This is a genomic window from Rhodococcus sp. KRD197 (genome assembly GCF_017168235.1).
In the GTDB taxonomy this organism is placed as follows: domain Bacteria; phylum Actinomycetota; class Actinomycetes; order Mycobacteriales; family Mycobacteriaceae; genus Rhodococcoides.
Genome location: NZ_JABFAO010000010.1, coordinates 180,051 through 201,729, shown reverse-complemented (window position 1 = coordinate 201,729; position 21,679 = coordinate 180,051). Strand labels below are relative to the sequence as shown.

At 63.9% G+C, this 21,679-nt stretch carries 23 protein-coding genes and 1 tRNA gene; 7 read left to right on the top strand and 17 right to left on the bottom strand.

Features of this window, described 5'->3' with window-relative positions:
• Positions 1–109: 109 nt before the first annotated feature.
• The 10 genes from J1M86_RS15770 to J1M86_RS15725 form a co-directional block, all read right to left on the bottom strand.
• Positions 110–1,423, bottom strand: a complete 1,314-nt coding sequence (locus J1M86_RS15770; protein WP_206510588.1) for a DUF6297 family protein — start codon at positions 1,421–1,423, stop codon at positions 110–112.
• Complete coding sequence (locus tag J1M86_RS15765) at positions 1,420–2,043, bottom strand: ABC transporter ATP-binding protein (RefSeq protein ID WP_206510587.1); 624 nt, start codon at positions 2,041–2,043, stop codon at positions 1,420–1,422. The genes J1M86_RS15770 and J1M86_RS15765 overlap by 4 nt, the downstream gene beginning before the upstream one ends.
• Before the next feature lie 66 nt (positions 2,044–2,109).
• Positions 2,110–2,424 (bottom strand): DUF6412 domain-containing protein, encoded by a 315-nt coding sequence (locus J1M86_RS15760; RefSeq protein ID WP_182263467.1) that lies wholly within the window; start codon positions 2,422–2,424, stop codon positions 2,110–2,112.
• A gap of 441 nt (positions 2,425–2,865) precedes the next feature.
• Positions 2,866–3,315, bottom strand: a complete 450-nt coding sequence (locus tag J1M86_RS15755; RefSeq protein ID WP_241260137.1) for a DnaB-like helicase N-terminal domain-containing protein — start codon at positions 3,313–3,315, stop codon at positions 2,866–2,868.
• Between the two features lie 109 nt (positions 3,316–3,424).
• Positions 3,425–3,730: a hypothetical protein gene (locus tag J1M86_RS15750; RefSeq protein WP_094650935.1), complete on the bottom strand. Its 306-nt coding sequence runs from the start codon at positions 3,728–3,730 to the stop codon at positions 3,425–3,427.
• Positions 3,731–3,905: 175 nt separating this feature from the next.
• Entirely contained in the window at positions 3,906–4,472 is a 567-nt protein-coding gene (locus tag J1M86_RS15745) for a hypothetical protein (RefSeq protein WP_094650936.1), read from the bottom strand.
• A 439-nt stretch (positions 4,473–4,911) separates the two neighbouring features.
• Entirely contained in the window at positions 4,912–5,787 is an 876-nt protein-coding gene (locus J1M86_RS15740) for a DUF2637 domain-containing protein (protein WP_094650937.1), read from the bottom strand.
• Positions 5,784–6,134, bottom strand: a complete 351-nt coding sequence (locus J1M86_RS15735) for a hypothetical protein (protein WP_094650938.1) — start codon at positions 6,132–6,134, stop codon at positions 5,784–5,786. Before J1M86_RS15735 ends, J1M86_RS15740 begins: the two co-directional genes overlap by 4 nt.
• Positions 6,134–6,922, bottom strand: coding sequence for a ParA family protein (locus J1M86_RS15730; protein ID WP_094650939.1), 789 nt, complete (start codon positions 6,920–6,922; stop codon positions 6,134–6,136). The genes J1M86_RS15735 and J1M86_RS15730 overlap by 1 nt, the downstream gene beginning before the upstream one ends.
• Positions 6,923–8,053: 1,131 nt before the next feature.
• Complete coding sequence (locus tag J1M86_RS15725; RefSeq protein WP_230074464.1) at positions 8,054–8,266, bottom strand: AlpA family transcriptional regulator; 213 nt, start codon at positions 8,264–8,266, stop codon at positions 8,054–8,056.
• A gap of 124 nt (positions 8,267–8,390) precedes the next feature.
• Between J1M86_RS15725 and J1M86_RS15720 the strand changes: the two genes are divergently transcribed.
• Positions 8,391–9,023 (top strand): helix-turn-helix transcriptional regulator, encoded by a 633-nt coding sequence (locus J1M86_RS15720; RefSeq protein ID WP_094650940.1) that lies wholly within the window; start codon positions 8,391–8,393, stop codon positions 9,021–9,023.
• Positions 9,016–10,230, top strand: coding sequence for a tyrosine-type recombinase/integrase (locus J1M86_RS15715; protein WP_094650941.1), 1,215 nt, complete (start codon positions 9,016–9,018; stop codon positions 10,228–10,230). Before J1M86_RS15720 ends, J1M86_RS15715 begins: the two co-directional genes overlap by 8 nt.
• 164 nt (positions 10,231–10,394) lie before the next feature.
• Here the strand turns inward: J1M86_RS15715 and J1M86_RS15710 are convergent.
• Positions 10,395–10,469 (bottom strand) — tRNA-Thr (locus J1M86_RS15710).
• 89 nt (positions 10,470–10,558) lie between these two features.
• Between J1M86_RS15710 and J1M86_RS15705 the strand changes: the two genes are divergently transcribed.
• Positions 10,559–12,052 (top strand): threonine/serine exporter ThrE family protein, encoded by a 1,494-nt coding sequence (locus J1M86_RS15705; protein ID WP_075840964.1) that lies wholly within the window; start codon positions 10,559–10,561, stop codon positions 12,050–12,052.
• Here J1M86_RS15705 and J1M86_RS15700 read toward each other — a convergent pair.
• Both J1M86_RS15700 and J1M86_RS15695 read right to left on the bottom strand, forming a co-directional pair.
• Positions 12,049–12,303 (bottom strand): MbtH family protein, encoded by a 255-nt coding sequence (locus tag J1M86_RS15700; protein WP_206510586.1) that lies wholly within the window; start codon positions 12,301–12,303, stop codon positions 12,049–12,051. The two genes, J1M86_RS15705 and J1M86_RS15700, sit on opposite strands and share 4 nt — an antisense overlap.
• A gap of 123 nt (positions 12,304–12,426) precedes the next feature.
• Positions 12,427–13,236, bottom strand: a complete 810-nt coding sequence (locus tag J1M86_RS15695) for an alpha/beta fold hydrolase (protein ID WP_206510585.1) — start codon at positions 13,234–13,236, stop codon at positions 12,427–12,429.
• A gap of 157 nt (positions 13,237–13,393) precedes the next feature.
• On the opposite strand from J1M86_RS15695, the gene J1M86_RS15690 reads away from it, so the two are divergent.
• Complete coding sequence (locus J1M86_RS15690) at positions 13,394–13,921, top strand: general stress protein CsbD (protein ID WP_206510584.1); 528 nt, start codon at positions 13,394–13,396, stop codon at positions 13,919–13,921.
• Positions 13,922–13,954: 33 nt separating this feature from the next.
• On the top strand, positions 13,955–14,605 hold the full coding sequence (locus J1M86_RS15685) for a hypothetical protein (RefSeq protein WP_206510583.1): 651 nt from the start codon (positions 13,955–13,957) through the stop codon (positions 14,603–14,605).
• Here J1M86_RS15685 and J1M86_RS15680 read toward each other — a convergent pair.
• On the bottom strand, positions 14,583–15,599 hold the full coding sequence (locus J1M86_RS15680) for a GlxA family transcriptional regulator (protein ID WP_206510582.1): 1,017 nt from the start codon (positions 15,597–15,599) through the stop codon (positions 14,583–14,585). The two genes, J1M86_RS15685 and J1M86_RS15680, sit on opposite strands and share 23 nt — an antisense overlap.
• 71 nt (positions 15,600–15,670) lie before the next feature.
• On the opposite strand from J1M86_RS15680, the gene J1M86_RS15675 reads away from it, so the two are divergent.
• Positions 15,671–16,435, top strand: a complete 765-nt coding sequence (locus tag J1M86_RS15675; RefSeq protein WP_206510581.1) for an NAD(P)H-dependent oxidoreductase — start codon at positions 15,671–15,673, stop codon at positions 16,433–16,435.
• A gap of 4 nt (positions 16,436–16,439) precedes the next feature.
• Here J1M86_RS15675 and J1M86_RS15670 read toward each other — a convergent pair whose 3' ends face one another.
• Positions 16,440–17,405 carry an NAD(P)-dependent alcohol dehydrogenase gene (locus tag J1M86_RS15670; RefSeq protein WP_075840962.1) on the bottom strand — a complete coding sequence of 322 codons (966 nt, stop codon included), beginning with the start codon at positions 17,403–17,405 and terminating at the stop codon, positions 16,440–16,442.
• A gap of 86 nt (positions 17,406–17,491) precedes the next feature.
• On the opposite strand from J1M86_RS15670, the gene J1M86_RS15665 reads away from it, so the two are divergent.
• Positions 17,492–18,127, top strand: a complete 636-nt coding sequence (locus J1M86_RS15665; RefSeq protein ID WP_075840961.1) for a TetR/AcrR family transcriptional regulator — start codon at positions 17,492–17,494, stop codon at positions 18,125–18,127.
• 70 nt (positions 18,128–18,197) lie between these two features.
• Here J1M86_RS15665 and J1M86_RS15660 read toward each other — a convergent pair whose 3' ends face one another.
• Positions 18,198–19,940, bottom strand: coding sequence for an ABC transporter ATP-binding protein (locus J1M86_RS15660; protein ID WP_206510580.1), 1,743 nt, complete (start codon positions 19,938–19,940; stop codon positions 18,198–18,200).
• A complete protein-coding gene (locus tag J1M86_RS15655) occupies positions 19,937–21,628 on the bottom strand; it encodes an ABC transporter ATP-binding protein (protein WP_368857266.1) in 1,692 nt (563 codons plus the stop codon). Before J1M86_RS15655 ends, J1M86_RS15660 begins: the two co-directional genes overlap by 4 nt.
• Positions 21,629–21,679 lie beyond the last annotated feature (51 nt).

The following is a 21,679-nucleotide window of genomic DNA, read 5'->3' as shown; positions in this document are numbered from 1 at the left end:
TGACCTGCGATCCGCCACATGCACAGCATGCAACGACGGATGATTCTTCTCACCGAGTGTGGCGATTTTCGGCCTGGGGGCCGCATCCGGACCTGATGGGCGAGTCCCGTCACAGCAGCAGGAGGACCGCCCCGACGAGCAGTAGGCCCGGACCCCGGAGCAACTGCCGGATCATGTCCACCGGCACCATGCCGAACATCGTCACCACGGCCAGGCCGTCGTAGACACGAGGCGGGGCAGTGCGGGAACGGACGGCAGCCATCAGAGTCGTCAACCCGACGACCAGGCCCGACCACCACGACACCGTTACCCCCACCGCGACCGCCACGGTCAGCGCCGCGAGCGAAGGCACCACGAGGAACGCGCCGGTCACCATCCGGTCCGGCAGAGCGAGAGCGAACCGTATCGCCCTGTCCGACATGACGTCTCGAAGACCGATACTGGCCGCCGACGTCGCCACGTAGCCCACGACAAGACCCAGGACACCAGCCCAGTACGGCGTCAGCACCGCAGAGCCGACGACAACGAGACCTGATCCGACAGCCAGGACCGACGGCATCATTACGTTCCGGCGGTGTCGCACCACATCGGACCACACCAGGGCACCCGCCGGGCGGGTCGACACCCAGCCGCGGCTGCGCGAGCGCACCGCCCCACGACGTCGAAGAGCTCTGGACTCGAGCGCTGACACGAGGAACCCGACGTCGAAAAAGGACACTCCCACCCACCCGGCTGCCAACAGATCCGACCCCGACGTCAGCGATACCCGGCGGATCCTCCCGAGGCGCGACACCGCTGTCGCCCATGCGGCGACGGCCGCGACGGAGAGGACGGCCGCGGACACTACGACGGGAGCAGGCGGTGTGACCGCCGCAGCAGCCGCGAGAAACACGGTTCCGAACTCGACCACAGGCAGCGCGGAGGACCACCTGCGGGACTGCTGACCCAACAGCGCCAGGGCGACCACCAGCGCACCAGCGGCGGCCCCGACGACGGCGAGCGGCCACCAGAGGGTGCCACCTGCGACCAACGCCAGCACGCGGGCGACCACGACCCCAAGTACGACGAATGCGCCACTCCACGCCAGAGCCCGGCCGCGCAGCAGCGCTCCACGATCGAGCGGCGCGGAGATCAGCCAGTGCGTCGTGGCAGCGTCGGTGCCGACCGGGCCGACGATGCGCACACCATGAAGTGCGGCCGCCGCGACGACCAACCCGACGCCGGTCGCCGACGACGCCGACAGCACCGGAGGAGCCACGGTCAATCCCGTCGCGCGTCCGGACAGCACCCACAGCGCGATCGCCGTCATCGAAGCCACGCCCCCACCCCAGATCGACATCCGCTCGACCGTGCTTTCGGTATCGACACGGCGTCGGCGGAGTTCTCGGTGCAGTTCGGCTGAGCTCATCTCGTCGGTGGTCATCGCCACGCGTCCGCATCGACGACGACGTCGGCCACCGTGTCGACGAGCACCGCGTCGTGGGAAACGAACAGCACCGCCACACCTGCGTCCTTCTCGGCGACCAGCGTGCGTATCAACCACTCGCGACCGGCGGCGTCGAGGTGCTGCTCCGGCTCGTCCAAGACGAGAACGCGGCGGGGCCGCACGAAGGCCGACGCCAGCATCAACCGCCGGCGCTGCCCGCTGGAGAGCGTGACCGGCAGCTGATCGGCCGCGGGAGTCAGGGAGAGGCCCTCGAGTGCCGACGTCACGACAGCCTCCGCGTCGCCGACAGCGTGTGCAGTGGCGATCAGCAACAGATGCTCGCGCACCGACAGATGAGGGAACACTCCGCCGTCGTCGATGACGGCTGAGATCGCCGTGCGGGCGGCGGGGTCACTCTCGTCGAGGTCGATGCCGTCGAAGAGCACGCGCCCCTCGTCGACGTAGTCGGCGCCGACGGCGCAGCGGAGCAACGTCGATTTTCCGGAGCCATTGACTCCGACCACGGCACATGCAGAGCCAGGGCGAGCGGTGAGGTCGACGCGCCGAAAGACGGTGAACTCCCCGTGGGCACGGGTGATGCCGGACAGGTGCAACATGAGGTCTCTCTCCTACGATCCGAGAATTCAACGGTGTCGTCGGTGCGGAGACGCACGATGGCCGAATCAGGTCGGCTGCGCCTCCGCGAGAGGGCCGGGTGCTCGGGGCATGGGACGACCGGCAGTGGCGGGATGAGTCTGACGGCGGAACGATCCGCGCAGGCGACGCTCATCGGCAGGAGGCCCACTGCCCGCGACAAGTGGCAACGCGAGCAGGTCTGGGCGAAGGAATGCGGCAGCGAGCAAGGCAACCGAGAGGGCGACCGCCACAGCCACGGCCACCTCGACCGGTTGCGGTATCGCAACGACCAAAACCAGGCCAAGGGACAGCAAGACGAACACCACAGTCATCCGGCTGAGGATCGCGCTCCCTGATCGCATGACCGCATGGTACCGATCCTTCACCGCGTCCCTGCTCGGGTTGCACATATGCATCTCCGTGAGGAGGCCGCCACCTGGAGTGAACGCCGACGGAGCCGCCCACCACAGGGGCCTTCGACATGGCCTCGAACACCGTCATCAACACAACTACCTGCTCGCTCTGACCGAGACCCGACACATCATCGTCGCGACAAAAGCAAGCAAGCCCGGCCACGACACCGCCGGACTAACAACGACAGGCGCACCTGCTGGGTGTCCCCTGAAATGACGGACATCCGGTCGGAGCGCGGAGCGAAATATCAAGTGGCTAGGAACGTATCTGCCATAAGACTGGCCTGTGTCGTGGACTGAACCAAATCCCCTTACTGACGACCCTGTGACTGAGATGCCTTTTACGCTTTGAGCTGGATATTCATGACTCAGAACAGCACGGGATCCAGATTAGTATTCTTCCGGCGCTTCCTCGGCGATCTGCTGAATTCTGATCCCTGCCTCGAAGAAGCTGCGTCGGTAACTTTCCGACAGGACCATGCCGGCGTAGTCGGTTGCCGATGCTCCGCATGCGTTCGCTGCGGTGACGTCGGTCAGTGTTCGACGCAGCCGTGCACCGCGGTGTCCACTGGCACCTGACCGGACAAGAACGCCCAGAACACTCGCGGGGTCGTGTGGGAGGTTGTCGATGATCAGCCCCTGCACGATGCCATACAGCTCGCGATAAACGGGATCGTGGAAATCGTTGGCCTGCAATGACGCTGCAATGCGGGCGGCCTCGTCGGTGTCCTGCAACCACATCAGTGCGCAGATGACCAGTGCTTCCGATGCCGTCTCCGGATGGTCCGTCAGATCAGCGTGATCGTCGTCGGTGGGTTCGACTGCTCTCAACGGGGTCATCTGTTCGCCTCGTTTCTCTTTGCGGGTCTGTTGCGGGAGAACTGGATTCGGTACTCCGGTGGCGCTGTGCTTGGTTATGCCGCGTTGGTCGTCATTGCGGAGGTGTGGGTCAGATGTAGAGAAGGTTCGGTGGTGCGGTGCCGTCGAACTGCTCGAGGCTGTCGAGGACGGCGTTGTAGTTCTCGGGCCTGCAGCTTCCGAGTCCGATGATGAGGGCACAGGTTCCGTCGAGTGTGACGAGGTAGGACGGCGGCGTTCCGTTGTCGGACGATGCGTGCTCGCGTGCGTCGAGGAGGGCGACACGGACGGCATCGGCGGCGGCGCGTTTCGCACCTTGGAGATTGGGTTCTGCTCCGGTTGCGGTAAGAATTTCGGGGTTGTCCTCGGGGTGTGTGGTGACGGTCCAGGTGATCATCGTTTGGTTCCTCGTCGCTCGTGCCGGCCAGCTGCTTCTAATCGAGCGTCACACGAGGTCCGTAACAAAGCGTTCGCTGCGGAGGCGGTCAGGCGAGGGTGTGGATAACTGTGGTGTCGAGTCAGCCTGTGGATAAACGACGTTCGGCCCCGGGGTTGGGGCCGAACGTGTGGTACTAGACGTCGTCGAAGACATCGAGGAGTTTGGCGGGGTCGCGACGGTAGCGGCTGCCGTCGAGAAATACTCCGACGGCAGCACGGTGAACGCGTCGGAGTTCGGCCATCAGGGTGTCGTACCCGATGCGGTCGGTGATGCGCCACGTGACAGGTCCCATGTGCAGGTCTACCCAGTGGATGGTGCGACGTTGTTCGGAGCTGTAGCGGTGGTGCGGCACTGCTGTGTGTTCGGGGCTGTCGAGCCACAAGACGGAGATCGCAGCGGCCCCGAATTCTGCGCCTGGTTGGGCGGGGTGGGGGGCTTGTCCATCGGCTCCGGCAAGTGCGGCCCGGACGGTGGCAAATCCGGTGATGACTGCGGATACTGTTTCGGCGCTGCGGAAGGTCATCATGACGTGACCTAGTGCGACGATCATCTGCGCTTCGTCGGTTGCTGCGGAGGTGGCGGTGATAGTGGCCTGTTGGGGTCCTGTGACCAGGACGGTTGTGTGGGTGACAATTCCGGTGGTTCGGGCGTTGTGTGCGGCGGTGGTCCGTCGTCCTGTGCTGGAAGTACTCTGCGGCATGTCGGGCTCTCTTTCTGTTGCGGGACCGGCTCCCCCGGCCCTTTCGCTCTGCCAATTTCTTTTGCCGTCATCTGGCTCGAAGAAGAGAAGGCGGCGCACTGGACCGGCGTCCTGGCCCTGATCCGGAAAGTTTTCAGCCGCAGGCGCTTTGAAAAGTTTTCGGAGCCCATCGGGCCGGAGCAAGGCGGAGTCAGGATTAGGTAAGACGGGTCAGGGTGTTGCATGCTCGACCGGAGCCAGATGTGCGAAGGAAATTGTTCTTTCGCAGTGCGAAGCGCAGCGGAGCTCTATCCGGAGACCGCCGGAGGTGGTCCCGGGGCAGCACACGTTTCGACGCAGACTGAGCCACCCGAGGCGACCACCTCCCAGCCATCGACAGCCTGGGGCGATTGCGCGGGAGCGACGGAGAGCAACAAAGCTCGATATCGCGGCAGCCCTTCTATTCTGCGGACATGCGGTCACGCTCGCTGGCTGGCGTGTCATCGAATTCGGCTTGCCCATCCGGGTGGCCCTCGCGGATCCCCGCGGTGACTTCTTCCCACTTCCGATATCGGCGCATCGCGGTCGATGCAACGGAGCCGTCCGTTTCTTTACCGATTCGTGCCCACGACCATTCGCGGTGTGCGTGTCGGAGCCGCGCTGTTTCCGCAACTTCCGGTGTGAGGTCGTCTACTTGCAGTCGAGGCGAGTCCGCCGTGTCGACGTGTTCTCCCCACGTGCCGTCTTCGCCCTCTGAGTGATCCCGGCTTGGGCTGGGGCCTTCGTGGCTGAAGTCGGTGTCTGTCCAGTCCCGCTCCGCTGTGGCAGCACTTGGAGCGAATTCCACTCTGACGGCTCCGCGAGGCGCACGAAGTATGACGGCCAGCACTTCGGTCATCGCAAGGAGCGCAATAGGTGCGATGGTGGCAATACCCGCCGAGACGACGGCCGGAAGCAAGGTCGCACTCAACACTGCGTGGTACGGGTTACCCGCAATCGACGCCGATGCGGCAACACGCAAGATCGTGACGACGAAGCGACGGCCCTTGATCGTGCGGTTGTCCGTGTGGTTGGACAGCGCTATGGCTGTCACGGTTGTCGAGACGATCGCCCCGTCCAACACGACTGGAATCACCCACGCTTCGCCGGGACCTATCCCAGCCCTCACCGCGAGATCCCGCAACACAGCGAAACTGAGCCAGAAGGACGCCCCGGCGATGCCAACTGTCAACGCAATGGCTGTTGCCAGGGCCCACTGCAAAATCGCTGGATGCAGCGCAACGACATCCGACGGCTTCGTTGTCAACGGGATTGCCGCTGAATGTGATCGGCTCATCGGATTCTCGGTCCTCGTGCGAGAGGGCCGGTTCGTTGCGGGAAGGGCGCACCGTCGTTGAATCTGTGGCGCAACAACTCCAAATACTCTTCGATCGCCGCATTGACGAGATCCGACGGGCCCCGCGGCGCGCCGGGTGTTGCGGACAGTGCTTCGGCTGCGTTGAGAAGATCGTCGACGGTGGACTGGTAGAGGTAGTACGAACGCTTCTGTTTTGCGTTGTCCGGTGACGGTTGCGCACCGGTCTCGGCCGCCGAAACGGTGTCGGGTGCGTGCTGCGTGTGCTCCGGCGGGTCGACCGGGCTCGACCCGGCGAGTGCGCTCTTCATACGTTCGGGGCGGCCCATCACAGGTGTCCCCTCGTGAGCAGCGAAAGTGTGTCGCGGTAGATCGTCGACAGGCTGCGAGATTGTGTTGTCCCCCAGTCGATCAGGCTGGTTTGGGCCTCCATCGAGTCCTTGATGACAACACGTTTGGGTACGGCATCGCCGAGAACGTTGATGCTCGCGGCGATCTCGATCAGTTGTTCTCGACCGCTGATTGTCGCGATCTCGTGAAGGTTGACGATCGCCCCGAGCATGTCGAGGTCCGGGTTGTAGCTGCGCTTGACTGCGTCGATGGTGCGCAGTAGCCGCGCGAGTCCATTCGCTGAGAACAGCGCGGACTGAGTCACGACGACGGCGGCGCGCGCTGCCACAAGGGCGTTGATGGTCAGCAGATCGAGGCTAGGTGGGCAGTCGATCAGGACCACGTCGTAGACGCCTCGCACGACGTCGATTGCGTCGCGAAGCCGCCGCTCTCGGCCGGCACCGGCGACGACCAATTGATCGCGGACATAGGCCAGGGACTCGTTTCCCGGCGACGTGGGTACCAGGTCTACGCCAGGCCAGATGGTGGGGACAACAGCATCGGCGATGGTCGCGTTCGACGACTCGGCGAGTACGTCGGCAACACCGACATCGTCGCTCTCGAGCTCGGTCCTGGTCAGGACTGTGCTGGCGTTGCCTTGCGGATCCACGTCGATAACGAGTGCTCGCTTCCCCGCTTGGGCAACGGCGTAGGCGAGGTGAAAGACGGTGGTGGTCTTACCCACGCCGCCCTTCTGGTTGCAGAACGCAAAGATGTCAGCGGGCATGGTGGGTCTCACTTTCCATGGATGAATGGGACGAACTGGCGGTATTGCGGGTATGGGACGTCATGCACGCCTTGGAACCGAGGGATGAGTCGCACCCTGTAAAAGGGTCGGGTGAATTACAGGTGAGGGGCGCGATGCGTGAGTCGCGTGCCATAGGCGAAAGACGCGCCATAGTGGCATGAGAAGCATTTACCAACAACACATCCCGAGCTTGACTCTCTACCTTTGCAGGCATTGGAGGTATGGCCACTGCGGGATGTATGACGCCCGTCGCCAGCGAGTCATCTGAGGCACTCTTTGCGGGTAATTCAGGTACGTCAGTTTTGCGGAACGCCGCCGCACCGCTAGCGGGAGCGGCCTGCACCGGCGAACTGCCGCGCTCGAGCTGAAGCAGCCAAATATGTTGCTCTGCTTGGATCTTCACGGAATCGACGTTCACAACGGATATGAGTAAGCGAGCGGCGTGGACTGAAAGATCGAGGCCTGCATGACGGTTCGTCATGCAGGATAACTTGGTCATGTCAGCATTGCAGATGGGTCGAGAACTCAATTGGTACCTCCATAGTGGTGACGTATGAAAGACAAGGGACTTCGTTCGTTCCCTCCGGACCCCCCATGGCCCCTGAGCCAATTTCCGCACCCACGTTGTCCGCTCCACGCCCGATAGCCCCGCGCCTCAGTGGGCGCGCGGCTAATCGGTATCGCCACCGGTTCGATGATCAGTCGAGCTGGTGGTGCCTCGGGGCCGGTCTCCGAGGATTTACAAAGGGTGCACAGGCCGGCGGCAGGCTGGTGTTACGTCGGGCTCTGCCAGAAAACGACGCTGCTGCGGCACATCAGGCCTTGCTAGGAAGTCCCGTAGCCAAGGCTTGTGCGGCACGAGCAGAAGAACTCGACCGCGCTGTCGCGGGTCAAAACATGCGTCATCGCCCGCTCGGCCCCTGACCTAAATCGAGGGCGGAGAACGGTGACTCGGCGAAATGTCTTGAATGACTTATCAAGACGCTCTATGATCGGTGGCGAAGCTCCTTCCTCACGGGTTGTGGTTTCGACGCCCTCGGCCTCGGTGCTGGTAACACTGAGATTTTCCGGGGGCGTTTCAGTTTCCTGAGGGACAGTTGGCTCTCGGCCTCACGCGACGCCTGAGCTGGCGTCGGATTGCGCCTCGAGACCTTCGATGTACTCATCGATGGCCGTATCCGGGATCAGCCGGCGCTTGCCGACCTTCACGCTCCGGATTTCTCCGGACGCGATCTTGTTGAAGAAGTTGGAACGTCCAAGTCCCGTGCAAGCCATAGCCTCCGGGACAGACAACAACCGTCTGGGCATCTTCAGCACCTCCACTGAATTGTGTAGTAGAGCCACATTCTGCAGGACATTTCTGGTCAGTCCACGTGGTTCCACCACAGAGTACCAAGTACGTAGCCATCCCACAACGGGGAGACATTCTCCGCTAGACTGCGTAACCATGACGCAGTCGTGGGCGGAATCGATCGTTGCCCGGGTCGCCTCGGAAGTGCGCCGACTTCGAGGTAAAGACCACTCCGCTCTGTCCGCAGCAAAGCTTGCCGACAGGACGGTTGACTTCGGGTGGGGGATCTCGCGATCTGTAGTCGCGGACTTGGAGACCGGACGAAAGAAGAGCTTGGACGTCTCGGAACTCTTGATTTTGGCTGCGGCACTGGGAGTCTCACCAGCACAACTGGTCTATCCGGACCTCCCCAAGGGAAGAGTCGAAGTACTCCCAGGGCTCCAGCAGGAGTCTCACGATGCCCTCCGCTGGTTCAGCGGGGAGGCTGGGCTGATGCGGCCGAGCTCCGAGTGGACCGAGGAGGAATCCGACGCTCCTTTCGAAATGTGGGTACGTGACACCTTCGACCCGAAGAACGATCGCGTTGGGATCACTCGTGAATGGCTTGATGCGTTGAAGGCGATGCGGCGTGCTCGGGTGCAGCTCCGAAGCGGCCTTTCCAAGAATGAATCAGCTGAGCACATCGAGTCGATGCAATATCTGTACGAGGATGCTCGACGGCGTTCGGAAGAGCTCTTTAGACGGATGACCGAACTGGGCATGAACACGCAGGACGAAGAGGATGGCTAGGCAGCAACTGCCGCCACAGATCAAGAAGATCTACGTCACCAATCGGTCTACAGGCAGTACCGAGTTGCGGTATCAAATGACCGTCGACGCTGGTGGTGCCGACGCCACCGGCACCCGGGCGTCGAAGCGAACGCAGTTGCGTCGTCGATTTCTTACGGAGAAGGACGCTCGCGCAGCCCTATCCAAGGTGCTCGAGGAAGTCTCGAAGGGGACATTCGTTCCCTCCTCGACCACCACGGTCGAGGAGGCTTGCGCTGAGTGGCTTGCCGGACGACGCGTACGAGAGTCCACTAAAGCCGCGTACACCCATGCCATTCAACCGCTGCGCGATACTTACGGCGCGCTAGCGGTGCAGAAGTTGACCAAAGGTCACTTGGACGCTCTGGTGAACGATCTGTTGGCCGGCCGCTCGGTCAAGCCCGATGGCCAACTGCGACGTCCGTGGAAGGCCACTTCGATCAATCCGATGCTCAACCTTGTAAGCGCAGTCCTCACCGGGCTGATGCGAGAAGGGCGATTGGTACGAGACGTTGCCGCGCTCGTCGACCGCGCGCCCCGTGTGCACGTCGAGATGCAGACATTCACGGAGGACGAAGTGCAACGCCTCCTGGAAGCATCGACGTGCGATCGGAACGGCCACGCTTGGCTGCTTGCTCTGAGCGGCCTCCGACGCGGTGAGCTGTGCGGGCTTCGATGGAACGATGTCGATCTTCACGCCGGCAGCCTGACAATCAACAACACGCGAGTCTCGGTCAATGGACGTGTCGTAGAGGGCCCTCCGAAGACAGAAAAGTCCAAGCGCACGCTTCCCCTCACACCAGCCCTAAAATCCGCACTCGAAACTGCACACCGCTTGCAGGGTGTGGAACGAAAGAGCTCGACCTACGTCGGCCCTGGCACCTACGTCGTGTCCGACGCTGTTGGGCGACCTTTCCATCCCGATACGGTCAGCGACTATTGGCGCAGGCTATGCACCAACAGCAAGGTGTCCGACATCCGCCTCCACGACGCCCGCCACACGTGTGGGACTCTGCTGCACCTTCAGGGTGTGCCGATTGCCGTCATCTCGGCATGGCTTGGGCACTCGGACAACGCATTCACAATGCGCACCTACGTCCATTCCCAGAACCATGCGCTACTGGGCGCAGCCGACACTTTGCAGTCACTCGTCCAGCGTCGCGACGAGCCATCCGACGATGCGCGTTGACCGGCGTTTGTCCGCAACCGTCCACATAGGAGCAGGCGGTCTCACCAGGCGCTGTTCCGGCGAGTTCTGCGGCACTTGTGACATTCTGTGACACTGAGCTCGCCTAATCGGCAATGAATCTCATTACTAGTAGCTCAAAAAGCCAGTTCAGAACCCTTTTTCAGTGGAGCCTCCTAACGGGATTGAACCGTTGACCGCTCGCTTACAAGGCGAGTGCTCTACCGCTGAGCTAAGGAGGCGTAGTTGCTCGGCCAGCATATCCGCTCACGATCCGCACAGCGAAAACAGGTACCTTGTCCGAGGATCACCCCTGCTGAAGAAGACGGACATGACTTTCCTGCAAGACTTGACGGCCTCCCTCGGCCGTCTTACCGGCGAACGTCGCGCCACCATCGACACGCCCACGGCGGCACCGTCACCGCTGCGTCCCATCGACCTCACCGACGACGCCGTCGTGGCCGAAGTTCTGGATCTCGCGGTTCGTGCCGGCGAGGTTCTGCTCGCGTCGGGGACGTCGGCGATCGACACCGCCGCACAGATCGAGTACATCGCCGCCACCTACGGCCTCGCGCGCTGTGACGTCGACGTCACTTACAACTCGATCACCATCAGCGCGCACCGCGGTCCGACGCGACCGCCGTCCACGACGATGCGCATCGTGCGTTACCGCTCGATGGACTACGCGCGCCTCGCCGCAGTCGACCGGTTGATCCGCGGCGTCCGTCGGCACATGATCCCGCCGTCGAAAGCTCTCGAGGCTCTCGAAAGCATCACCACCGCCCCGCACCCGTACAACCGCTGGACCGCGACGTTGGCGTGGTCCGGCATGGCCGCGTCCGTCGGCGTCCTGGTCGGCGGCGGTCTGCTGGTGGCTGTCGTGAGCTTCTTGACGACGATGGTCATCGACCGTCTCGGCCGCGTCCTCAATCGCGCCGGCCTGCCGTTCTTCTTTCAGCAGTTCGTCGGTGGATTCGTGGCGGCGACACCCGCCATCACCCTGTTCAACTTCCAGGAACAACTGAACATCAGCATCTCGCCGTCACTGGTTATCGCTGCGGGGGTGACGGTGTTGCTGTCGGGGCTTTCGCTCGTCGGCTCCGTCCAGGACGCGATCACCGGCGCCCCGATCACGGCGTCGGCCAGGTTTTTCGAAGTCCTGATGATGACGGGTGGCATCATCGGCGGTGTCGCAACCTCGCTCAAGATGGCGGCGATCATCGGTTACGACCTGCCGTTGATCAGCACGAACCCGCCGCCAGACATCGCAGAGGTGCCCACGAAGGTATTAGCAGGCGCGATGGCCTCGCTGTTCTACGGGCTCGCTTGCTACGCCGAACGCCGCGCATTGACTGCTGCGTTCTTCGGCGGCTTCGCCGGCGCCCTGGTCTACCTGCTCGTGCAGACACTCTCCACCGGGCCGGTCATCGCGTCCGCGTTCGCGGCGACTGTCGTCGGTTTCGCCGGTGGTCTCATGGCGCGTCGCGCCCTCATCCCGCCGCTCATCGTCGCCGTCGCCGGCATCACGCCGCTGCTCCCTGGTTATTCGCTGTACCGCGGTTTGTACGCAATGATCAACGACCAACTGTTGATCGGCATCAGCGCACTATTCGCCGCGTTCGGCATCGGCGTGGCTCTCGCGGCAGGCGTCACGCTCGGTGAGTGGGGCGCCCGCACGCTGCGACGGCCCCGGATTCTGGCGCGCACCGAGGAACTACTGCGCCCGACACTTCGACGCAGAGAAGAACCGCGCCGACCGACTGTTCGTCGGCGGCGCGGTCCTGTGGAGCTGAAGAAGAAGGTCGAGCTCAGGAAGAGGAACTAAGCCTCGGTGCTTCCCTCAGCCGACTGACGTGCGGCTGCGTCTGCTTCCATGGCTTCGCGGAGGCTGCGTGGCCGCATGTCGGTCCAGTTCTTCTCGACGTACTCCAAGCATGCTGCGCGGGTGTCTTCACCGAAGACAACACGCCAACCCTGCGGGACGTCGGAGAACGTCGGCCAGAGCGAGTGCTGGTCTTCGTCGTTGACCAGCACGAAGAAGCGTCCGTCTTCGTCATCGAATGGATTGGTACTCATCTCGCCTCACTCGTCGCATACGTTTGTAGTGGATCGGCAGACTTCACTTCCGAAGCGCTTCCCGACCCTAGCAACGCACAGTATCTCACCGGTGCGTGCCGTTGGGTCACTCCGCCGACGCGGTCAACTGCCGATGAACTCGAGGAGCGCGGCGTTGACCGCGTCGGGACGCTCGAGGTAGCCGTAGTGGCCGACGTCGGAAATTTCCACGTACTGGGCGTCGGGGATCGATTTCGCCAGTTCGGCGCTGAGGTACGCCGGGATCATGCGGTCGTGTTCGAAGCCCACCGACAGGCACGGCACAGCGATCTTGCCGTAGGCAGCAGCACGGTCGAAGGTCTCGTCCATGCCCAGCTGAGCGCGCACACCCGGCGCAGTCGGCGCCACGGAGAATTCGAAGAGATCGAGCCAATCGCGGGCAGCCCGGGAGTCGGCGAGGGTCGTCGGCGACAGATTCATCACCGCAGTGACGGCGGCCGCATATTTGGGTGGCAACGCCGTCTTCGCATCGGCGAGGGCCCGCTCGCCCTCGCCGAGGGTCTTCTGAAACTCGTCGAGCCGGGCGTGACCTGCCAGGAACACGGCCTTCCGGACCAGTTCGGGGCGCCGGAGAGTCAGTTCCTGGGCTACCCGCGACCCCATCGATGTACCGACCACGACGGCCTTCTCGTCGCCCTCACGAACCAGCTCGATCAGGGCGGCGGTGTCAGCGACGAGATCGTCGATGGTGATACCGCCGATGCTCTCGGACGACGGGGCGATACCGCGGTTGTCGAAATAGCAGACGCGGTAGCCGGCTTGCAGCAGGGCAGGAACCTGATGCAGCTCCCACACCCTGCCCGGACTGCCGGTACCCATGATGAGAACGACAAGATCGCCGGCACCCTTGACCTGGTAGTTCAGCGAAATCCCGTTGACTGACGCAATGGGCATGTAACTCCTCTTCTCGTGCCGGTACTCGCTGAGAGCTTACGACCGACCTCCGACGCGGGTCGACCTGCGGGTTTCCCGATGTCGTTACCGGGTAGTTACCAGTGAGCACATCGCCGTTCGGCGGACCCGAGAAATGAATGCGCTAGGAGTAACCCAGATGAGTGACGACAACGCATCGGAACAGGCCCGCAAGGGACTGCTCGACGCCGCCAAAGGCAAGGCGAAAGAGGTGGTCGGCGCCGTGACGGGCAATGATTCGCTCACCAGCGAGGGCCAGTTGCAGAGCGCGCAGGCCCGCGAACGCAAAGAGGCGAAGGCGACGGAAATGGCCGCCGAGTCCCAGGCCGCTGAAGCCGGCGAAGACCTGGCTGCCGTGAAGAACAGTGCGGATCAGCAGCGGGACGCAGCCGAGGAGAGCGCCCGCGCGTCCGCTGACGAAGCGCGCCGGGAGCAGCAGGCTCAGCGCATCGCGGCGGAGAAGGACAAGGACCGCCGGGTCGCTGCCGAAACCGCCGAAGCCGAGGTCGACGCCCGCGCCGAGCAGATCGAAGCCGTCGCCGAGGCCCAGTCGGATGCTGCCGAGGCGACCGCCGAAAAGATCGACGCAGCACGCGAGTACCGCGAGGACATCAGCGAGGCCGAGGCCGCGAGAGCGGAAGCCGAACGCGCCCGCCGTAACGCCTGACACTCGCACGAATCACCGAACAGGAGCACCTACATGAACGTTCTCGACATACCGTTGACCATTCTCAGATTCCAGTACAAGCTCGTCCGGATTCCGTTGGGATTGTTCGAGGCCAACGTCGTCAACTCCCTGAGCACCGAGGCACCGGCGCGGCTGGTCTACGAGCGGACTGTCGGCACGCTCGACAAGAAGGTCGGATGCATGCTCGGCGACGACGAAGCCGTTCAACAGGGTGATGCGCAGATTCATCACGTCAACGAGATCGCGCGGGCCAAGAAGCTCGAGGCCGAGGCGGACGCCAAGGAAGCCGAGGCCAAGCAGAAGCTCGAGGCCAAGCGCGAGGCAGCGGAGAACGAACGCAAGGCCGCCGTCGACGCCGCCAAGGAATCGACCCAGCAGGCCCGCGAGGACGCCGAGCAGCGCAAGCAGAAGGCCGCGAAAGAGGCTGACCAGAAGGCCGAAGCCGAGAAGAAGCAGGCCGACGCGGTCGCTGCCTCACGCACAGCGAACGCCCGGAACGCGGAAAAAGTACAGAAGAAGCAGATCGACAAGTCGGCAAAGGTTGCCGCAGCGCCCGCCGAGGCCGAACTGGCCGAAGCCGCCGACCACCAGGAAGACGCCGAGGACAAGAAAGCCGAGGCCGACCGTATCGAGAAGCTCTTCAAGGCAGAGAAAGAGTCCTGACCGGTTCCGATTGCGCCGCCTGTGTATTCATGGGCGGCGCTTTCGTGTCCGCGGCGAAGGTCGCCCGGTATGCGCTCGGTGAGACGCCGATCTCGACCATCAGGTGTTGACGCATCGAGGTCGCCGTCCCGAAGCCTGCTTCGGCGGCGACCTTGTCGATGGTGTGATCGGTGTTCTCGAGCAGTTCACGAGCACGATGTAGCCGCTGCTGCACAATCCATTTCGCGGGTGACATCCCCACCTCGGCGGTGAATTTGCGTGCGAAGGTCCGCACACTCATCGCCTGCTTCGAGGCAAGAACCTGCAGCGACAGCGGCTGGTCCAGGTTCTCGATCGCCCAGGCCTGCGCCGCCGATGTCGAACCCGTCGTCGACCGGGGTACCGGCGTGTCGATGTACTGAGCCTGACCACCGCTTCGATGCGGCGGCACCACCGTTCCCCGGGCCACCCGGTTGGCGACGGCCGAGCCGAAGTCACTGCGAATCATGTGCAGGCACAGATCGATTCCCGACGCCTCCCCCGCGGCAGTCAGGATGTTGCCGTCGTGTGTATAGAGCACGTTCGGTTGGAGTTGCACCCGCGGATAGAGCGCACGGAAAGCGTCTGCCGACTTCCAGTGTGTGGTCGCTCGGCGACCGTCGAGTAGTCCTGCTGCCGCGAGAACGAACGACCCCGTGCAGATCGAAGCGATACGAACCCCCGGCGGAATGAGTCCCAATACGCCATCGGCGCCGTCCGGCTCCGATCGATAGTCCAGATCGGAAGCCGGCACGATCACGGTGTCGGCATCTCCGAGTGCGTCGAGCCCACGTGAGACATCGATACGTACATCGGTATCGGTCCGAACTGGGCCGGGCACCGTGGTGGCTGTGGTGACCTCGTACAACGGCGTTCCGTCCTCGGACGTCGCCTGCCCGAACAACCGATGCACGGAGCCGAACTCCATCGCCAGCAGTCCGTCGCGAACGAAGACGACCACCCGGTGCGCACCCATGGCCGAATCTTTTCACATATTGTCTTTTCAGCCACTATCTTGGCATCTCCCCTGCTGACAGGCTTGCATCCATGAACATTCTGTGGGTATTCGCTCATCCAGACCATCGCTCACTCAACGGATCACTACGCGATGCCACCCTGAAACACCTCGCAGACCTGGGCCACCTGGTCGAGGAATCCGATCTCTATCGGATGGGCTGGAACCCCGTCGTCGACGCCGCCGACTACGACCACGACCCATCCGACCGACTTCACGTGGCAACGGCGTCGTCGACGGCACTGCGCGCGGGCACGTTGAGCCCGGAGGTCGTAGCCGAGCAGGACAAGCTGCGACGAGCAGATGCCGTCGTACTGCAGTTTCCGCTGTGGTGGTTCTCGATGCCCGCCATCCTCAAAGGCTGGGTGGATCGGGTGTTCGTCGAGGGCTTCGGCTACGGCATCAGGTGCACGACCGGCGGCACCCGACGCTACGGAGACGGCCTGATGGCAGGCAAGCGCGCGATGATCGTCACGAGCATGGGCGGCAGTGAGCACACCGTGTCACCTCGCGGCATCAACGGCGCACTCGGAGAACTGCTGTTTCCCATTCAACATGGGTTCCTCTGGTACACAGGCATGTCCGTCCTCGACCCGGTCTTGATCCCCAGCGCCGACAGGATGACCGAATCCGACTACGACGCAATCGAGTCCAGCCTGCGGACTCGACTGGACGGGCTGTTCACCGAACCGCCGATCCCCTACCGGCACCAGCACGGCGGCGAGTACGACGCGCAGTTCGTGTTGCGTCCCGAACTCGCCACCGGGGAAGTCGGTGTGAGGGTGCACATTCGGTGACCCCTCAGCTCACTTCGATCACGGCCTTGCCGGAGATGGCGCCGTTTGCCAGGTCTTCGAGAGCGGTCGCGGTCTCGCTCAGCGGGTAGGTGCGGGTGACGATGTTCTCGAAGGTCCCGGCCGTGGCCATCCGGCCGAGTTCTTCGATATCGCCGCGGGCTTCTTTCGCGAACTGCATGATCAGGCGTTGCTTCACGAAGGGAGACAGCATAGTTGCACGAAGTTGACGGTCGATCCCGCCGAATATCGGTCCGCCGGTCTCGGCCCCCACGATCACGAGGACGCCCGAGCGGGTGAGCATGCGCCGCAACACCGACAGGGCGTTACCTCCGCCGATGTCGAGGATGGCGTCGAATCCGGATATACCTGTCCAGGATTTGCGGTAGTCGAGAACTTCCTTGGCTCCGAGCGCTTCGACGTAGGCGGCCTTGGCTTCGCTGCACACAGCGGTCACGACTGCGCCTGCGTCCACTGCGATCCGAACAGCGATGGAGCCGACCCCGCCGGACGCACCGATGATGAGAACCTTTTGTCCCGCTGTGATTTTGGCATGATCGCGAATAGCCTGCAGCGCGGTGACCCCGGAGATGGGGAGCGCCGCGGCATCGACGAAGGACAGCGCCGACGGCATGGGAACGTATTTCTTCGGCGAGGCGCACAGGTACTCGGCGAAGGCTCCGCCTGCGATCCCGTAGACCCGATCACCCACGTTTGCAGTCGATTCCGGGCCGACTTGCTCCACGACACCGGCGAACTCTCGTCCTCGAACCGGCGTCCGGGGCTTGCGTAGGCCGAACCCCAATTTCAGCAGGCGTGGCTCACCGGTCATCAGATGCAGGGCACCGCGGTCGACACCGGCCGCATGCACCTTCACCAAAACCTGGTCTCCGTCGGGCGTCGGGCGATCCATGTCACCGAGGTGCATGACGTCGCGGGCGCGTCCGTATCGATCCTGAATGATTGCTTTCATGACAGACCTCCGATGACTCACCGCGTAGGCTTACACCGTAAGAGTGAGCCTTACAGTGTAAGAATGTCAAGAGGAAGGCGACTGACATGGCGAAACCGCGTCTGAATCGAGAGACCATCCTCGACGCCGCATTCGAATTGGCCGAGGCCGAGGGCGTCGCCGCATTGACGATGCGCAAGCTGGGCCAGGCCCTCGACGTGCAGGCAATGTCGCTGTACCACCACCTCGCCAACAAGGACGAGCTGATCGACGAGATGGTCGACCGCGTGTTCGCCGAGATCGACCTCCCGTCGATGAACGCAGCGGAGTGGAAGCCCGCAATCAGAGCGAGATCGGTATCGGTGCGTCAGGCGTTGCTACGCCACCGCTGGGCCGGCGATCTCATGCACTCGAGGTTGCGGCCGGGCCCGGCATCGTTGCGACACCACGATGCCGTCATCGGGACCTTCCGCTCGGCCGGATTCAGCGTCGAACTGACGGCGCACGCATTCTCCGTCGTCGACAGCTACGTTTACGGTTTCGCCGCCCAGGAGTCGAGTCTGCCGTTCACAGTGGATGACTCGGCCGTCGTCGCGCAGTCGATCCTCGACCAGGCCGCCGAGCAATACCCGAACCTGACCGAATTGACCGTCGAACACGTCCTGAAACCGGGGTACGACTACGCGGCGGAGTTCGAGTTCGGCCTCGATCTGATCCTCGACGCACTCGATTCCTTGCGATGACCACCCACCTGCCCGTGTGTGCATAGTTACCGCCCGCGGTAACTATGCACACACGGGCGGCGAAGCCGCACTACCGCCCCTCCCACGCCGCCCAGAGCTGGGCGTACCTGCCGCCTGCGGAGACGAGTTCGTTGTGCGGGCCCTGTTCGAGGATTCTGCCGTGTTCGAGAACCACGACGCGGTCGGCGGCGGCCGCCTGCGTCAACCGATGCGCGACGACGAGGGTGCTGCGGCCCTTCGTGGCGGCCCGGGCGGCGAGTTCGAGGTCGCGGGCGCCGGAGCTACCGGCCTCGGCGGTCGCTTCGTCGAGCACGGCCACGGACGGATCCGCAAGCACCAGCCTGGCCAGGGCGAGCTGCTGCGACTGCGCCGATGTGAGCTCGTGCCCACCCTCACCGACGACGGTGTCGAGACCGTTGGGCAGCGCGTCCACCCACTCATGCGCCCCGACGGTTGCCAAAGCGGCCCGCACGTCCTCGCGGCCGGCCTCGGGGGCGGCGAGCCGAAGGTCCTCGATGAGCGGCCCGGCGAACACGTGCACTTCTTGGCTGACGATCGCAATGTGGCGACGCAGACCATCGGCACCCAGCTCTGCCAGCGTCGCGCCGCCGATCCGCACCTGCCCCGATGTGGGCTCGATCGAGCCGGCGGCAATGGCAGCAATCGTCGACTTGCCTGCGCCCGTGGACCCGACGAGAGCCACGGTCTCACCGGCAGCCACCGTCAAGTCGATCCCGTGCAGCACCTCGTGCCCGGTGTCGTACCAGTGCCGCAGATCGGCGACCTCGAGAGTCGTATCTGCCGGCCTCGCTCCGGTTCCCGGCGATCGCTCGTCAGGGATGTCGATGACGCCGACCAGACGCGCGAGGCTCGCTCCAGCCGATTGCACGTCGTCGAAGGAGAACATCAGCATGCCAATGGGATTGAACAGCCGGTGAAACAGCAGAGCTGCCGCGGTGGTCTCGCCGACGGTGACGTGTCCCTGCTGCACGAACACGAATCCCGCCGCCAGAATGACCGACAGCCCAACGCATTCGGCTCGATTGCTGCGCGATCCGAAGCGGGTGAAGAGCCGGAAGACGTCGATGCCGATGTCTCGTGCCTTGCCCGACGCCGTGTCGATCTCTAACAGGTGCGCATCCTCGAGTCCGTAGGCGCGAACGGTGCGTGCGCCCTGCATGCTGCTGATGAGCGCCTGCGACCGCGCACCCATCGCGACGCGTTCCGCGGCGTACAGCGGCGCCGACCTCGGCAGATACCAACGCAGCGCTGCCACGTACATGGGAATCGCGACCATCCCGGCGAGGCCGAGTCGCCAGTCGAGACTGAGCATCGCGACCACACTGAGCGAGACGAGCAGCAGTGCCGAGACGATGTTGGGGATGACCTCGCCGATCGATTTGGCCATCACTGCCACGTCGTCGCCGACGCGAGAGAGCAGGTCCCCCTTGCCTACCCGCTCGAGTGTGCTGATGGGTAAGTGCAGGGCACGGCCGAGTACGCGCTCGCGCAGCGAGGCCAGCAGTCCCTCGCCGACCTTGCTGATCAGGTAGGTACTGATCGCGGTGAAGACACCGCCGATGACCGCCGCGACCGTGATGACCGCGACGACGACCACGATGGTCGAGGTAGGTGCACCGTCGATGACGCGGTCGACGAGCACACCGAACACATAGACGGGGATCAGCGACATCGCAGCGGCGACGGCGCTGACCGCGAGAGTGATTGCGGTCATCCGCCGTCGGGAACGCAGTTCGTTCGACAGGAAGGACCAGCACCGGGATCCGGTTGCGATGGGAAGGATCTCGCTCACCGCAGCACTGCTTCCTCGTAGCGGTCGTCACCGGTGGCGAGCTCGTGGTGGGTACCTTCCGCGACGACCCGGCCGTAGTCGACGAGTAGAACGCGATCGGTCACCGACAGCAGCGCGGGGCTGGTGGTGATCAGGACAGTCGTCTGCCCGCCCTCGCCGGAGTGCCGCAGCTCGGTGATCCCTGCGGCGATGGCATGTTCGGTGACGGCGTCGACCGCGGTGGTCGGGTCGTGCAACACCAGAACCGGGGCAGAGACCGCGAGAGCCCGTGCGAGAGCGACTCGTTGGCGTTGGCCACCGGAGAGCGACGCCCCGCGGTCGGTGACTGCGTGGTCGAGTCCGCTCTCGTGCATTTCGACCACATCAGTGGCGGCCGAAGCGGCGAGCACCGGAGCGAGTTCGTCGTCCCCGCGATCGCGTCCGGCAGTGATGTTGGTGCGCACAGTACCGGCGAAAAGGTCGGTGTTGTGCGGTTCGACAAGCACCGTCCGGCGCAGCTCGGTCAACCCGAGCTCGTCCACGCCGAGGCCGCCGACGGTGACGGTGCCGAGATAGTCGTCGGGAGAAATTTGACCGGACAGCAGGGCGGCGAGCGCTTCGCCGTCCTGTGCGCGCAACGCGACGACGCCGAGCATCTCGCCGGGAGCCGCCGACATGAAAAAACCGTCGAGCGAGCGGTACCTGACGCCGTCGACGACGACGCGAGTGCTGGGAGGCGCGGCCGACCCACCCTCGGGCAACACGTGATCCGCGCCGAGCACGAGTGCGAGACGATCGGCCGAACCGCGGACCACGGCCGCCATACCCGGTAGCCGCGACATCGTCGTCAACGGTTCGATGACGAACTGGGACAGTCCGATGACGGTGATGAGTTCACCCACCGAGATGCGGCCCTGCAGCGCGAACAGACCTGCAGCGCCGGCGATCCCCACAGAGAGCAGCGCGCTGACAGTCGTCGAGAAGCCTCGGTAGATGCTGTTGGCGCGGGCCATCTTTATGGTTGCGTTCAGTGCGGCTGCGCTCGAGGCGGCGAATCGGGCCGAGGCCGCGTTCTCGGCACCGATGCCGCGAAGCGGTCGCACACCACTGACGAGGTCGGTGGCCATACCGGACACCCGTGCGACCTCGGCTTGCTGCGCCGTCGCAGTCCGGGTCAGCAGCGGCGCGGCTCGCTGGAGGACGAACATGATGAGGGGCGTGCCGACGAGCACGGCGATGCCCAGCGGAATGTCGATGACGAGCAATGCGACCGCGCAGACGACCGTCGCGGTGATCGCGGCCGCGGTACGGGCGATGACGTCGAGAATCCATGACGTCTTCTCGGCGTCGGAGGTGGAGACGGACAATAATTCGCCGGAGACGAGCTCGGTGCGCACTCCCCTCGGATGCAGCGCGCGAGCGGCGACCTCCACGCGCATCATGTGCGCCTCCCGCTCGATGGCGACGATGATGATGCGGGCGCCGAACCGGTACGCGTAGGTGAGCACGACGAACAGCGCAGCCAGACCGAAGAGGGAGACGATCATCGCGGAGCCGTCGCCGGTGTCGATCGCGCGGGCGACGATGAGGCCGATCGCGACGGGAACCATCGTTTCGCAGAACTGATGCGTGCAGAAGAACAGCGACGAGAAGATCATCCGCGCTCGTTGGCGCCGGACGGTTCTGCGAAGAATGGCGCTGCCGGTCATCGGAGATTGCGTGGGCACCACGATCACGCCACCGAGGAAGAAAAGAGCATC